At 64.9% G+C, this 13,130-nt stretch carries 15 protein-coding genes; 7 read left to right on the plus strand and 8 right to left on the minus strand.

All coding sequences use genetic code 11. The features are described 5' to 3' along the window. Positions 1-139: 139 nt before the first annotated feature. From ABZ444_RS21010 to ABZ444_RS21025, 4 genes are all read left to right on the plus strand, one after another. Positions 140-799 carry an HAD family hydrolase gene (locus ABZ444_RS21010; RefSeq protein ID WP_357999246.1) on the plus strand — a complete coding sequence of 220 codons (660 nt, stop codon included), beginning with the start codon at positions 140-142 and terminating at the stop codon, positions 797-799. A 108-nt stretch (positions 800-907) separates the two neighbouring features. Further along, the gene (locus tag ABZ444_RS21015; RefSeq protein WP_357999249.1) at positions 908-1,201 is read left to right on the plus strand and encodes a hypothetical protein; all 294 of its coding nucleotides are present in this window, start codon (positions 908-910) and stop codon (positions 1,199-1,201) included. Beyond that, positions 1,198-3,216: a hypothetical protein gene (locus tag ABZ444_RS21020; protein ID WP_357999252.1), complete on the plus strand. Its 2,019-nt coding sequence runs from the start codon at positions 1,198-1,200 to the stop codon at positions 3,214-3,216. The genes ABZ444_RS21015 and ABZ444_RS21020 overlap by 4 nt, the downstream gene beginning before the upstream one ends. A 184-nt stretch (positions 3,217-3,400) precedes the next feature. Continuing rightward, a complete protein-coding gene (locus tag ABZ444_RS21025; protein WP_357999255.1) occupies positions 3,401-3,784 on the plus strand; it encodes a hypothetical protein in 384 nt (127 codons plus the stop codon). Between the two features lie 823 nt (positions 3,785-4,607). On the opposite strand, the gene ABZ444_RS21030 is transcribed toward ABZ444_RS21025, so the two are convergent. From ABZ444_RS21030 to ABZ444_RS21065, 8 genes are all read right to left on the minus strand, one after another. Next, positions 4,608-5,972 carry a tyrosine-type recombinase/integrase gene (locus tag ABZ444_RS21030; protein ID WP_357999258.1) on the minus strand — a complete coding sequence of 455 codons (1,365 nt, stop codon included), beginning with the start codon at positions 5,970-5,972 and terminating at the stop codon, positions 4,608-4,610. Next, positions 5,969-6,160, minus strand: coding sequence for a helix-turn-helix domain-containing protein (locus tag ABZ444_RS21035; RefSeq protein WP_357999261.1), 192 nt, complete (start codon positions 6,158-6,160; stop codon positions 5,969-5,971). Before ABZ444_RS21035 ends, ABZ444_RS21030 begins: the two co-directional genes overlap by 4 nt. Then, a complete protein-coding gene (locus ABZ444_RS21040) occupies positions 6,153-7,487 on the minus strand; it encodes a replication initiator (RefSeq protein WP_357999264.1) in 1,335 nt (444 codons plus the stop codon). Before ABZ444_RS21040 ends, ABZ444_RS21035 begins: the two co-directional genes overlap by 8 nt. Before the next feature lie 241 nt (positions 7,488-7,728). Continuing rightward, positions 7,729-7,890: a hypothetical protein gene (locus tag ABZ444_RS21045; protein ID WP_357696279.1), complete on the minus strand. Its 162-nt coding sequence runs from the start codon at positions 7,888-7,890 to the stop codon at positions 7,729-7,731. A 2-nt stretch (positions 7,891-7,892) separates the two neighbouring features. Beyond that, positions 7,893-8,231, minus strand: a complete 339-nt coding sequence (locus tag ABZ444_RS21050; RefSeq protein ID WP_357999267.1) for a hypothetical protein — start codon at positions 8,229-8,231, stop codon at positions 7,893-7,895. Positions 8,232-8,241: 10 nt separating this feature from the next. Next, positions 8,242-8,919, minus strand: coding sequence for a DUF2637 domain-containing protein (locus ABZ444_RS21055; protein WP_357999270.1), 678 nt, complete (start codon positions 8,917-8,919; stop codon positions 8,242-8,244). A gap of 22 nt (positions 8,920-8,941) precedes the next feature. After that, complete coding sequence (locus ABZ444_RS21060; protein ID WP_357999273.1) at positions 8,942-10,276, minus strand: FtsK/SpoIIIE domain-containing protein; 1,335 nt, start codon at positions 10,274-10,276, stop codon at positions 8,942-8,944. Next, a complete protein-coding gene (locus tag ABZ444_RS21065) occupies positions 10,269-10,598 on the minus strand; it encodes a hypothetical protein (RefSeq protein WP_357696286.1) in 330 nt (109 codons plus the stop codon). The genes ABZ444_RS21060 and ABZ444_RS21065 overlap by 8 nt, the downstream gene beginning before the upstream one ends. A gap of 152 nt (positions 10,599-10,750) precedes the next feature. Here ABZ444_RS21065 and ABZ444_RS21070 point away from each other — a divergent pair, with 152 nt between their 5' ends. The 3 genes from ABZ444_RS21070 to ABZ444_RS21080 all read left to right on the plus strand — a co-directional run bounded on the left by ABZ444_RS21070 (position 10,751) and on the right by ABZ444_RS21080 (position 12,955). Then, positions 10,751-11,116, plus strand: coding sequence for a winged helix-turn-helix domain-containing protein (locus ABZ444_RS21070; protein ID WP_357999276.1), 366 nt, complete (start codon positions 10,751-10,753; stop codon positions 11,114-11,116). A gap of 247 nt (positions 11,117-11,363) precedes the next feature. Beyond that, entirely contained in the window at positions 11,364-12,392 is a 1,029-nt protein-coding gene (locus tag ABZ444_RS21075) for an AAA family ATPase (RefSeq protein WP_357999279.1), read from the plus strand. Beyond that, on the plus strand, positions 12,389-12,955 hold the full coding sequence (locus ABZ444_RS21080; RefSeq protein WP_357999282.1) for a guanylate kinase: 567 nt from the start codon (positions 12,389-12,391) through the stop codon (positions 12,953-12,955). Before ABZ444_RS21075 ends, ABZ444_RS21080 begins: the two co-directional genes overlap by 4 nt. Positions 12,956-13,130: the final 175 nt, after the last annotated feature.

Below are 13,130 nucleotides of genomic sequence, written 5' to 3' on the forward strand. Positions count from 1 at the left end.
CAGCCGGCGTCACCTCTCCGTATTTCGCAGGCACCAGGCCAGTTGATGCGACGTGATGAATCGGAGGGCACTGGCCGAGGTACTCAGCGGGCCACAGGACGGACTGTTGTCGTGGGATGTTCACGCCTAGGGTGTCATCGTGCAGCGCCTTGCCCTCTTCGACCTCGACAGGACGCTCATTGACCTCAGCGCCGCGTTCCTGCGTTGGGCCGAGGAGTTCGCTGAGCACTATCACTTGCAGCCGGAAGACATCTCCTGGCTCACCTCCCTGGATAAGGGCGTACACCCTCACCGAGACGTCTTCTTCACCAAGGTGCGCGAGCACTTCACGCTGCCGGAGCCGGTCGAAGAGCTGTGGGCCAGCTACCGTCAGCGGATGCCGTACCTCGTGGAGTGCTACCCCGGCGTCCTGGCGGGGTTGGCTGACCTACGGGGCGCGGGGTGGCGAGTAGGAATCATCACGAATGGCATGGCGGACAATCAGCTCGGCAAGCTCCACCGAACCGGCCTGGCCGATGCGGTTGATGGCTACGCCGTGTCGGGGGTTGAGGGTGTCCGGAAGCCGGATGCTCGCCTGTTCCAGATCGCCGCCGGGCGGTGCGGAGCCAGCCTCGTCGATGGCGGTTGGATGGTGGGTGACAACCTCATCGCGGACATCGCAGGCGCTCAAGCTGCGGGTTTGCGCGGGATTTGGGTCGATCGAGGTACGTGGCCGGGGCACGAGCATCGGGCCGATCACGTGGTGGCGGACGTAGCCGAGGCGATTGCCATTATGCGTGATACGCATCAGCCGAGATAAACGTTGAGATTATGCCGTATGAGTCATTCGACTCGACGGCACTACGACCGCCCTTTATCGTCACATTGATCCCACAGATAGTCGTCCTCAAGATCCGAAAGATCCAGGATGATGGCATCCCAGGAACAGATCGCCGCCGCCCGGCGGACGATCGAGCAGTTACGCGACCAGCACGCTAACGACGTGCGCAAACTCGTCAGGCTGCTCGAAGACGGCGCGATGAAGGGCAAGGCCGCCGACAAGCTGCTCAAGGACTGCCAGGCATGGGAGGCAGCCTATAGAGGCGCCTTCAACCGAGCTTTGGCACTGGTCGAGTCCGCACATCCCGATCCTGCCCAGCCGACCGATCCCTTGGGGCTGGGGACGCCACCACTGAATCTGCCGGGAAGAACCGGCTTATGACTCCGCCCTCGAACCGGATCGGCATCGACCCCGCGCTGATGACTCAGCTCATCGGCGAGATCAAGCGCCTCAAGCAGGCATGGCCGGACGCGGATGCGCAGATCGGCAGAGTCTTGAGCTCGATTGGCACCAGCATGACCGGACCGGGCACGCTGTCGGACGTCGCATCCCAGATGGCCCAACAGGTCCCCGACCTTCAGCGCCGCTTGGACCTCATCGTCTCCACACAGAAAATTGGGCTCGACAAGGGGGTCATCTGGGCAGATGAGACGCTGTGGGCGTCTCACTCGCCGGCGAGTGGCGCGGCTGCGGCCAAGTCCGTCGCGGACCAGCTTCGAGAAGCCCGCAAGCGTGGCGCCTTCACCAGCAAAGATTCGCTGCCGAGCAAAATCCTGGAACAGCTGGAGAAACACAAGAACGATCCCTACTTCGCCGTTTCCTTCGCCCAGGAGATGCCGCCCAAGGAGCTCAAGACGCTCCTGAAGGATCTTTACTTCGCGGACGTCAGCTCCCTCCACAAGGAATGGAAAGAGCCGCCGACCTCGGCCGTAGACAAGCTGGTGGCGGCTCTCAGCGTGACCTTGGGAACAGCATCGCGAGGAGTCGGCGACATGAAACCCCCCAAGGGCTATGTCGATGAGTTGATCGCAACCGATGACATGGGTGTGAGTGGAACCATCGTCAGCAACCTCCTGCGATACGGGGCCTTCGATGACACCTTCCTCCGTGATACCGCCAACAAGGTGTTCGACAACCTGCAGAGGCCGCGCGACGAGCAGCAGGGGATAATCGGTTTCACTCCTGGCCTCGCTGCCGCTCTGGCCAACAACCCCAGAGTCGCTCAGGACTTCTTCACCGACTCCAAGCGTAAGCCGCTGGCATTCCTGATGCGAAAGACCTACTGGGGCGATGGAAGCAAGGAACTCGGCCGTGCGATCGAGGCAGCCACCACGACGTTCCGTGACAACGGTCAACCTCCGGGCACCTCGCGTGGATACAAGTCAGCCTTGATCGCCTCTTGGGCCGTCCACTTCTGGGCGGATCCCAAAGCACAGTTCGCCCTCCCTGACACGCGGCAGAGCGCCGCCCGCGTCTTCGCCGCCTACATCGGCGATGTAAACCAGATCTCACCGCAGATGCCCGAATACCTGGGGACCTCCCCCATGCCTGATGGAGACCCAACGCTTCCAGGCAAGCAACCGTATGGAGCCGTCTTCGGCCACGATGAGTCGAAGGAAGCCATGACCTGGGCATTCAAGGATCCCGAGGCGCTCAGGACTGTCATGGCCGGCCACGGCAAATACAGCGTGATGGTCATGGATGCCGAGGCCACACGCATCGCGAAGGTCAACAGGGATACCTTGGACGCTTGGCGCAGGAGGCACCCAGAAGCCAGCAAGGCAGAGGTCGAGGAACAGAGCCAAAAGATTCTTCGGGACAGCATGGCGGGCCAGACAGTCCAGGACTTTAAGATTAGAGTCCACAATCTTAGCAAGTCGCTTCATTTCATCGTTGATGCAGGAAACATGTCCGAGATCAACGCGGCGGATGCAAAGGACAAAACTAACAAAATCCTAAAGGATGTGGCCGTGAGCACAGGGAAGCTGATGCTCACGCCTTACGGCTGGGCTGTCGCCGGATACGAGTACATTGCGGATAACGCAGACCCACTGATCGAGTTCGAAGAAGGGAAGAAGGCCCGGGCAAAGGCCGAGACGGCTCTAGAAACGAGCGAGACCATGTTCAGAGACATGACTGCGGATGCGATGATGCGGCACGGCCTATTCGGAGACGACACAGCAGCGGCCACAACACACCCACACGCGTCCGATAGTTACGCAAAGGGATCAGATCGGGATTTTATCAGAGATGGCGAGATACTGCCTCGAAGCGCCATGACCGTGACCCAGCGGATAGCGTACGAAAATTGGCTGGAATATGGTCCCGCCTCAGGCATGTTCATGGAGATCAACAAGGCTGTTGGAGACGGATTCCGTCCAAAGGATTCTAACTAGCCGAGGCGGAGGCGGACTAATGAGAGCTCGTTCCTCAGCACTACTACTGATCATTTTGGTAGCCGGGACGACAGCTTGTTCACCATCTCCCCAGACACAGGACAAAACACCTCTAGGTTCAGTTACCGCATCGCCTGGCGAATGCGGCCTGCTCTCCAGCCAAGCCATTACTCGAGCAACAGGTTTGACCGACTTCTACGCCAGCGGCACCAATTCCCCAACTCACTTCCAGTACTGCGTCGTATCCGAATCGGTCAACGCTAAAGCACCGAAGCGGCTGGAGATCGAACTGCACGACGACCTAGCCTTTTCACAGGAAGGCCTCGAACGTCGAAGAGTCACCGACAAAGGTGTCACCCTGCCAGCCGGGGTCGGCCCCGGATATAGCGCGGCAATCAAAGGTAAAGACGGCGAGCCGTTGGGGGCCTACGTGTCAGCATGGGCATCGCATGGCACCAAACTACTCTCCGTCACGCTTTATCGGGGCGCGCCAGGCCGAGATCACCAAGCGGACGTCATCGAGTTCGCTCGGCAACTCCGGCCCCTCCTCCTTGCTCGGACACCCTGACGACTTCACTACCCGTAGAGAAAGTGACACGCTCGATTACGGATGAGGAACTCTGATCGGGAAGGAGGAAAAAGCTCGTCGCATTTCGCGGCGATCCAGGGAGCCGAGCTCGTCCTGTCGCGGTGCTCGGGAACCACGGGCCTGCCCCTTCCTGGACGACGAGGAGGCGTCGAAGTCGTCGCATACGGCGTTCGAGGAACGACTTCATGGTGCTGACGTGCCACAGCCGAGTCCCGTGATGGGTGATACTCCCCCGTCCGCTCCGCCTTGTCCTTCGACTGCTTACGAACTGTCCGCGGGACCGCCAAGGGCGACGGCGCATGGGGAGCAGGCGTATGCGTCGCTGGCGGAGTGAGCATGATTGGGTGTTCGGCAGGACTTAGGCGAGCTGTCTGCAGCGAGGTAGCCGTCGTTCGAGGCGACGCGTTGTCATTGCCCCATGCACTCGACCAGAGGCTGAAGCTGCCACAGGCCAAGAGGCCGGCGATGAGCACCGGCCGGATCAAGCGACCTCGCCTTCGCATGCCTGATCGTTTGGGGGAGGCAGGGGGTGAATACGTTCGCCAGTCGATGGCGTCGGACGTGTTGAGGACCCGAGGAAGGTCTCGAAGCGACCAACCGTATGGCGGTTGCCGCGGCGAGGGTGGCTCTGCGGGGAGCAGCGCGGGGTGGTTGGGGTCGGGGTGCATGGTCCTCCTCTCGCTGCGCGTGCATGACAGGGTGGCGCAGCGTGATGGGTTTCTGTGGGAACGACGCGGCATGGCGAGCAGCGTGAAACGAAAGGGCCCCGGCAGATCCGGGGCCGAAGGGGGACAAGGGTTAGTTATGTGTCGAGGGCGTTGTTGATTTTGCTGTTGATCTGCTCTTGTTGGCCGTCGATGCATTTGGCGTAGACCCGCAGGAGCACGTCGACGCTGTGTCCGGCTCGTTTGGCTACCTCGGGGGCCGGGACGCCGGCGTTCAGCCAGAGGGAGACCGCGGCGTGGCGGAGGTCGTACGGTCGTGCTGCCAGCGAGGAGGCGGCCTGTTCTGGGGTGAAAGCCAGCTTGCGGGCTTCCTGCCAGACGTAGGAGTGCGCTGAACTGGAGTAGGTGCCGCCTGTGCCCGTGCTGAAGATCCTGCCGTCCTTGGCCGTGCCGTACTCGGCGACGTGGTCGCGGAGCAAGGTGACCAGGGTGGGCGGAATGGGGATCTCTCGTGTCTCCTTGTCCGCGCGGTGCTTCAGGCTGCGGGACTCGTGGGTCTCGCCGGAGTTGGTCCAGCGTTTCGTGCCTTGGGGACGGGCCTTCTCCAGGACGATCAGGCCCCAGCCCGTTTCGGGCAGCGTGCAGTTCTTCAGCCGGAGGTCGGCCGCCTCCTCTGGCCGGAGAGCGGCGTAATAGATGCAGGCGAACAGGGCTTGTAGTCGAGCGCCTCGCTTGCGGCCCACCTTGGGCAGGGCGTTTAGAAGTTGCCGTGCTTGGGCGGGATTCACCACCGTGCGAGGGTCGATGACTGTGACGGCCCTCGGGGCTGTCCACTTGATCTCGTCCAGCGGGTTGGTGTTGAACACCTTCTGCTCTACTGCGTGTTCCAGCAGGTGATGCAGTATGGCGCGCTTGCGCCGTACCGTGTTCGCCCCCGCTGGAGTGCCGGCGAAGGTGACCGAGATGGCGTCGAGGGCCGTACGGAGAATGTGTGCCTCTCCCAGTGCCGAGAGCGGGAGTGACGCCCTCTCCAGCCAGGCCAATGCTGCTGCTTGGGCCGTCGTCAGAGCTGCACGTCTGCCCTCTGGAAGCAGTCCGTGAATCCTGAGGACCTCCCGCAGTTCTTCTGCGGCGGGGCGGCGAGGTGCGTCGGACACCAGGGCCGGAATCAAAGTCAGGAGCGCGTACGCGTCCGTCTCGCGGGTCCGGGCCGCTGAGGTGTTCCAGCGCCGGAGAACATACGCCTGAGCGAACTCAAGGAAGGACGGCCCTGAGGACCCCGCGGCGAGCATCGACACCGGCAGGCCGGTGGCGATGTCGAACTCCTCCCCCGCCTTGGCAGCCTGGCGCAGGTCAGAGACGAATGCGTTGGCCAGCCCCTTGGTCCTGAAGCTCTTGGACTTGGGCTTGCCCGCGACCCGCCAGCGGGCGATGAACGTAGGAGTCTCGCGGTCCGTACGGTGCTGGATCTCGCCGAGCTTCACGTCGTAAGTGGTGTTCATACGGCCCCCCGTCGCGAGTCGAGCCAGGCTGTGAGGTCGCTCCGCCAGACGCGGAGTTCGAGGTTGGGTAGTTGGACGCAGACCGGCGCGCGGCCGAGCTCGCGCCAGCGGTAGAAGGTGCGCCGGGAGACGCCGCCCAGTTCGGCGAGAACCTGCGGGACGGTCAGCAGTTCGTCGCGCCTACTCATCGGCGGTCACCAACTGCGTTGCGAGTGGTGTGCCGGTGAGTGCAGCCGCAAGGAGTTGATCTCCGAGGGAGAGTCCTTGTCCGGCGTACTCCCAGTGAGCGACGACGAGGACGGTGTCCTCGTCGAAGAGCGGCAGCCGCCCGAGGCTGATCTCTTCTGTGCGCATGTGTTCTTCGCGGGCGGCGCGGAGTTCGCCGAGGGTGGTGGAGTAGTGGCGGCTCTTGGTGGAGAAGTGGCCGCGGAAGCCGAGCATGTGGGCCCAGTGGGTGAGCCGTAGGTCGGCCAGGTCCTCGTCGCTGCCCAATCGCATGCAGGCGGCGATCAGGCGGCGGGCGTGGTCGCGAACGGGTAGGGCGTCGAGATTGTCGAGGGGCTGGATACGCCGGTCCAACGTCCCCACGCATTCAGCGGCCTTGGTGGCGTACTTGGCGATGTAGGCGGCGACGGCCTGTTCGGTGAGGTCGCCGTGCATGGTGATGCGGCGGACGTCGAGCTGGGTGCCCCATCGGAACGTCTGGCTCAGTGGCTTGATCTCGGCGGTCACAGCGGTTGCCGCGTGCTGGACGGCGTCGGCCAGGGCGTCGGCGGTGGCCCAGGCCGGTGGTGGCGAGTTGGGGCCGTCGGGTCCGTCGAGGCGGATGACGGCGTGGAAGTGGACGACGCCGCGGCGCTGGTATTCCGCGACCTTGGCGAAGGCGATGGTGACCTGATCGCGGAGGGCTTTGACGGTCAGGCCGTTGAGGCGGGCGAAGCGGCGGCGTAGGGCGAGGGTGAAGCGGCGCCAGAGCTCGGGGCTGATGGCGTTGAACAGGACCGAGCCGTCGTAGTCGTAGCAGTCGGGGCACAGCGGTTCGCCGAGCCGCGGGTCGTCGGCGCTGTGGCGGTCGGTGCAGGACATGAGCTGTCCGTGCGGGCAGGTCTGGGCGTCGCGGCGAGCATGGCAGGGCTGGACCTTGCCGTTCTTCTCCCGGCGGGTGTGGACACTCCCGAAGGAGGGTGCGGTGAGGGTGACGAACAGGCACGGGTGCGAGCTGACCGTCGCCGGGACGCCCTTGCCGCCGACGAGGCCGGCGCGGACGAGTTGGTAGGTGTCGGCGCGGTAGACCTCGGCGCAGGCCGGGCAGCGGGAAGCGCGGCGGGTCTTGCACGGGACGCGCAGGACGCCGTTCGGTTCGCGGTTTGTGGTGTAGCGGTGGAGCAGTTGGCCGGTGGCCTGGTCGTAGTGTTCGACCTTGCCACGCAGGTGGATGGGCTGTCGGCAGCCGCCGGTGCGCTTGATCTGGTGGGCCCAGCGGTCGTAGTCGGGTTGGTGGAGTCGGTCGATCATCCCGGCTACCGCGTGAGAGCGGGCAAGGTGGGGCAAGATGGGTTCCGTCCTATCCAGTGACGCTGGTGTGGATGGCCCCCGGCCTGGCGCGGATCTTGGCGGATGTGTGGCCAGGCGGGGGGCGCTGCGCGCTATGCGCCGTGGTTGTCGATGCCGCTGCCGTGGCAGTCGGCGCAGGTCTGGGCGTCGGTGATGCCAGTGCCGTTGCAGGTGCAGCAGCAGGAGCGCGGGAATGGGATGGTCATCGGTTGTCCCGAGGAACGATGCGGACGTACACGCGGTACTTACGCGGGTGGGCGCGATCGGGGTAGGCCCGGGACATCGCGGTGACGGTGAAGACCTCACGCAGATGGATCAGTCCGAGGGTGATCTCTGCGCGGTTTCCTTCGAGGCGGATTCGCATGGTCAGTGCTCCTGGGGGGCGTCGGGCTGGATGCAGTCGCGGTAGCTGTTCAGGGCGTCGTGGCGGGCTTTGGCGGCGGCGAGGATGGCCACGGCCCGGTATTCGACCGGTCCGAAGTGCACGGAGGTCGCGTAGTGGCCGTACGGGGAGTCCTCGAATTCGATGGGTGAGCCGATCAGGGCGGCGATCTGGTCGATGTCGGCGCGCATGTCCTCGTCGGCTTCGTGGTCCGGGAAGTGGTGGAGGGTGACGCCGGGCGGAGCCGGTACGTCGGGGTGGGTTTCCAGGAAGATGGCCAGGTTGAGCAGGCCGTTGATCAGTTCTCGGCGGTGGTCGCGCATGGCGTTCCTCTCAAGAGGTGGTCCGCAGGGTGCGGAGTAGGGCTGAGGCGAGTTGGTTGGACACGCCCAGGCGGGCGCGAAGTAGGTCGTGGGTGATGGGCTTGCCGTGCTTGGTCTGGTGTTCGGCGGCGACGCGGCGGGCGTAGTCGACCAGGGCTGGTGCGGGAGCGGGACCGTCGTCGTCAGCGGGGACGAGCGCGGGACGGTTCTCGTACGAGACGCCTTGGGACGTCTCAGGGACGGACGGGGACGCTTCTGCCCAGGACGAGGACGACTGCAGGACGTCCTGGCACGGTTCGGTACGGGCAGTGGTGGCGCGGCGTTCGAGCATGGAGACCGCGACGAGGAAGGCGCCGGCCGGAGTGGCTGCGGTGATCCAGCCCCACACGGTCGGGGCGGCTTGTTGCAGGTTCGCGGCCAGGGACAGGACGACGCCGCCGGACAGGACGAGGACGGGCCAGGAGACGAGACCGCGCCGAGCTTTGCCTGTCTTCTTGTCGCGCTGGCGTTCCCGGGCGGCCATGACACAGGTGAGGTCGATACAGACCGCGATGGCCCAGGCCATCCAGCCGTGCTGGCCGTTCTCGGTGGCGGTGTCGCGGATGTGGGTGAAGGATCCTGCTCCGGCGATGAGGGCCAGGACGACGACGGGGCCGGTGTCGAGCAGCCAGGCGGCGAAGCGTCGCATCTTGTTCCTCCTCTCCGGCGAGTCACGCGGTCTGGGAGTCGGGTGTCTGGTGAGGTTGTGCGGCCATGACCTCCGCCCACGTCGGTGCTCTGTCGGCGTAAGTACGGGCGGCGTGTTCGGCGGCTTGCTCGCTGACGTAGAAGGACCGGGCCCGGTACCACTGGCCGTCCTGACCCGCGACGATGGCGACACCCGGCGTCTCGGCGGCGATGGCGCGAGCCGAGTCGAGCGCCGCCGGGTCGAGGTCGCCGAGGGTCATGGTCGCGGTCTCGGGATCGTTCACCCGGTGGCAGATCCGCCCGGAGCACTGAGCCCGAAGGGCGGTGACACCGGGACCGAGGTCAGAGCCGATGCGCTGACCGCAGCAGAACAGATAGATGCCGAACGCCCTACCGAGCTGCGCAACCCGAAGCAGCGCGGTCGAGGTTCTGGCGATCTCGTCCTTCTCCGACTTGTCTGCCATCAGGTAGAGCTCGGCCAACTCGTCGACCAGGACCACGACCGGGACCGGGCGCATGCCCGGCGGGAGCTGCCAGATGTTGCGGGCCGAGGCCATCCGGCACAAGCCCATCCGGTCAGTCATGAGCTCCACCAGGTCATCGAGCAGTCCCCCGCACTCGGCGCGGCTCGTGGCCAGGGCGGACAGCCGCGGCGCGTACGGTGTGAACTCGACTCCGCCCTTGAGGTCGAACCCGACCAGGGCGACGGGTTGCGGGGCCAGGCCGACGATGAGTGCGTTGGCAAGGTTGGACTTGCCGGACTGGGTGGCGCCGGCGTTCAGCCAGTGCGGGACCGTCCGGAAGTCGACGGTCCACGGCTTACCGGTCTCCAGCCGACCGACGGTGACCTTGAGCAGCTCCGTCGAGGGTGGCAGGTCATCGACCTGGACCAGCGGATCGCGCAGGGTGACGGAGATCCGTACCCGACCAGGCTTGTCGGAGGAGACGCGCACGGCGTGCACGCCCCAGGAGTGCGCCAGCCGTTCGGCAGCGTCGGAGTAGTCCGCGGGAATCTGACCTTCAAGGGTGTGCAGCGTGACCCGCCAGCCGTAACGGGTCGGCAGCAGCAGCCACATGAACGGCTTGGTGTCCACGGCGACGCGCTGGAACTTGCGCCGGACGCGGACGACGCCGGTCGAGGCCACCATGCCCGGAACGGTGGTGAACCAGAACCGCTGCCGCTTCTTGGTCAGCCCGCAGCCGAGGGCGACCTTGCGCCAGGACGCCCGAATGCTGATCGCGGTCAGCGGGTAGCCGACGACGAGCCAGAACGACGGGTGGTGCCAGCGGCGCCAGGCCCAGAGCCCGGCCGCGACAGCGGCCAGGACTCCGAGCAGGGTGTAGAGATGATCAGACACTGGCGGCCTCCTGCTGCGGGAGCAGGGCGGCGGCCCGGTAGGCGATCCCCCAACGGCCGGCGATCTCCCAGACGTAACCGAGCAGGCCGACCGCGTTGACGGCGTCGCCGGCCTTGATGGGCGGTTCTCCGCTGATACCGATCTTCACGAGCTCGATCCGGCCGAACTCGTCCTCTACCGACACGGTCACCTCGTAGACGGTGTTGCCGTTCTTGTCGGTCTTGATCTCGCCGGTGTCCTTGTTGAGCAGCCGCGGGCGCGGCGCCTTCACGCAGGTGATCGCGAGCTTGCTGGTGTCCACAGGGATGGGGACGGTGCGCATGGCGTGAGTTCCTTACGTAGTGACTTTGTGACTCTTAGTATTCATGGAACACTTGGCGTTCTAAGTTGTCAAGGGATTCCACGCAGACTTGGTTGGCATGTCGTGCGGGGTGTGCTGAAGTAGAGGCCAGACGACCTCACGGAAGGCGCGGAATGGTCGAGAAGAGCGGTCGCCCCGGCTACCTCCAGATAGCGGACGACCTTCGTACGCAGATCAGAACGGGCTCACTCGCGCCCGGCGCTGCGTTGCCCTCGACCGCCCAGCTCGGTCAGCGCTATGACGTGTCCGCCAGCGTGGTCAAGGCCGCGATCAGCGTGCTCCGCACCGAGGGGCTGATCGTCGGCCAGCAGGGCAAGGGCGTGTTCGTACGGGAGGGCGCGGCGGAGTCACTGCAAGAGCCGGCCTCGTCGGACGTCATGGACCAGCTCTCTCAGATGCGGAGCACTCTGGCGACTCTCGGCGAACGGATCGCCGACCTGGAGAAGGCCGTGTTCCAAGAGCGGAAGCGATCTCGCTGACCCGACAGGCCAACTCTTCCATCTCCGACCGAATGGCCTGAAGTTCGGTCAGAATTCGCTCGTTTGCGGTCACTCCCGGCACCCCATTTCTGGTGGTTCGTAATCCCCTCTGGGATGCCGTTAGTTCATCGCGTATCGCCGCTGTTGAGTATCACGGAGCGTTAGCTAAGCTTCTGCATTGCTGCCTGCACGGCGGTTACACATGCGCTTACACACGCCCGCCCCTCCAAGCGCGCAAAAGGATGCGATGAAGACAATTCACCGCCCTGGATGGCAACCTCTGCTGCTGCGCCAGTACCGCGAAGCACACGGACTCACCCTCGAAGCCGCAGGTGACCAGCTACGCCAGGTCGCCGCACGGCACGGGCTCACCGCGCCAGCCGCGAATTTCCAGACACTCTGGGCACACGAACAGGGATCGGTATATCCCGGGCCTCACTACCGACGAGCCTATTGCCTCCTATACCAGGCAAACGAACCCACACTGGGTTTCCGGCTGCCGCTTCCTGGCGAAATATCCGAAGTGGAAAATTCCATCTCGGATTTGCCCCAGCCCACCGACCCCGCCGTGGACAACGCCGCCGCCGAGGTGATCGAACAGGCCCTCGTCAAAGTCTCGGGCGCTCCCATCAACGGTGAGCAGAACGCCCTCCTCAACCGAGTCGTGGACGCCTGGCGACGCCGCCACGGCCAGGGCAGCCCCAAGCCCATCCTCACCCTCGTCGGCGGCTACGCCGGATCCGGGAAGACAGAGTTCTCCCGCTTCCTGTCCGACATCACCGGCTGGGCCTTCCTGGACAAGGACTCCCTGACCCGCCCCATGGTCGAGCGCCTACTGATCTCCCTCGGCGGCGACCCCCACGACCGGCACACCGAGCTGTACCTGAGCGAGGTCCGCCCACTGGAGTACCGGTGCCTGATGGAAACCGCGTTCGACAACCTCAAAGTCGGCACCTCGGCCATCCTCGCGGCGCCATTCATTGCCGAACTCCAATCCCCCGACTGGATCTCCCGCCTCACCAACCGATGCGCGGCCAAGGGCATCGACGTGGCCGTGGTCTGGGTGCGCTGCGACGCCGACTCCATGCGCGAGTACATCGAGTTCCGTGGTGCGCCCCGAGACTCCTGGAAGCTCGCCAACTGGCAGACGTACGTTAGCGGCCTCAACTCCGAGACCAGCCCACCCACCGCCCACATCACCGTCGACAACCGCCTCGGCGCCGCCATCAGCCTTGCCGACCAGACTCGCGAGACGTTGAAGCGGATCCTCATATGAGGGGCATCGTCCTGTACGGACCACCCGCCAGCGGCAAGAGCACCATCACCGGCGCGCTCAGCCGACTCGACCCGCGGTTCGCCCTGGTGCGCAAGCTCAAAGCCGGCAACCAGCGCGGCACAGAGTACGACTTCGTCACCATCGAGGAGCTGGCCAGGCTGCGAGCCGCCGGCCGCCTCCTCCTGGAGACGCGCCGATACGGCAACACGTACGCCATCGACCGCCACCAGATCGACGAACTGGTCTCGTCCGGCCAGGTACCGATCGTCCATCTGGGCACCATCGCCGACATCCGCCGGCTGACCGAGGCAACAGCCTGGCTGGTCGTCCTGCTCTGGGTACCGCGGGCGGTCTGCGAGGAACGCTCGCGACAGCGCCTCGACATAGACACCCCACACCGCTTGGCAGCATGGGACGAGGCATTCGCCGACCTGCACACCCATGGTGAGATCACGTTCCATCACCGACACCGAACCGACCTGATTGCGCCGGAAGAGATAGCGCAGCAAATCGCAAGCGCCTACCACGGCCGCGAAGTGGCGCCGATGGATCAACGCGCGTAACCAGTGAGGATCTGCATCCACAGCTGCCGAGCAGCCCGAGCAGACATCCATTCAGTCTGAACGACGCGCGGACGGCCGTCCCATGACAAGCGTCGGATGAACGACAACCCGCCGGCCGCGCACAGCTCGTACATCGGAGGCATGCAGCTGCACGTGTGCTCATGGACCCTGATCC

The organism is Nonomuraea sp. NPDC005730 (genome assembly GCF_040630865.1).
Taxonomy (GTDB): Bacteria; Actinomycetota; Actinomycetes; order Streptosporangiales; family Streptosporangiaceae; genus Nonomuraea.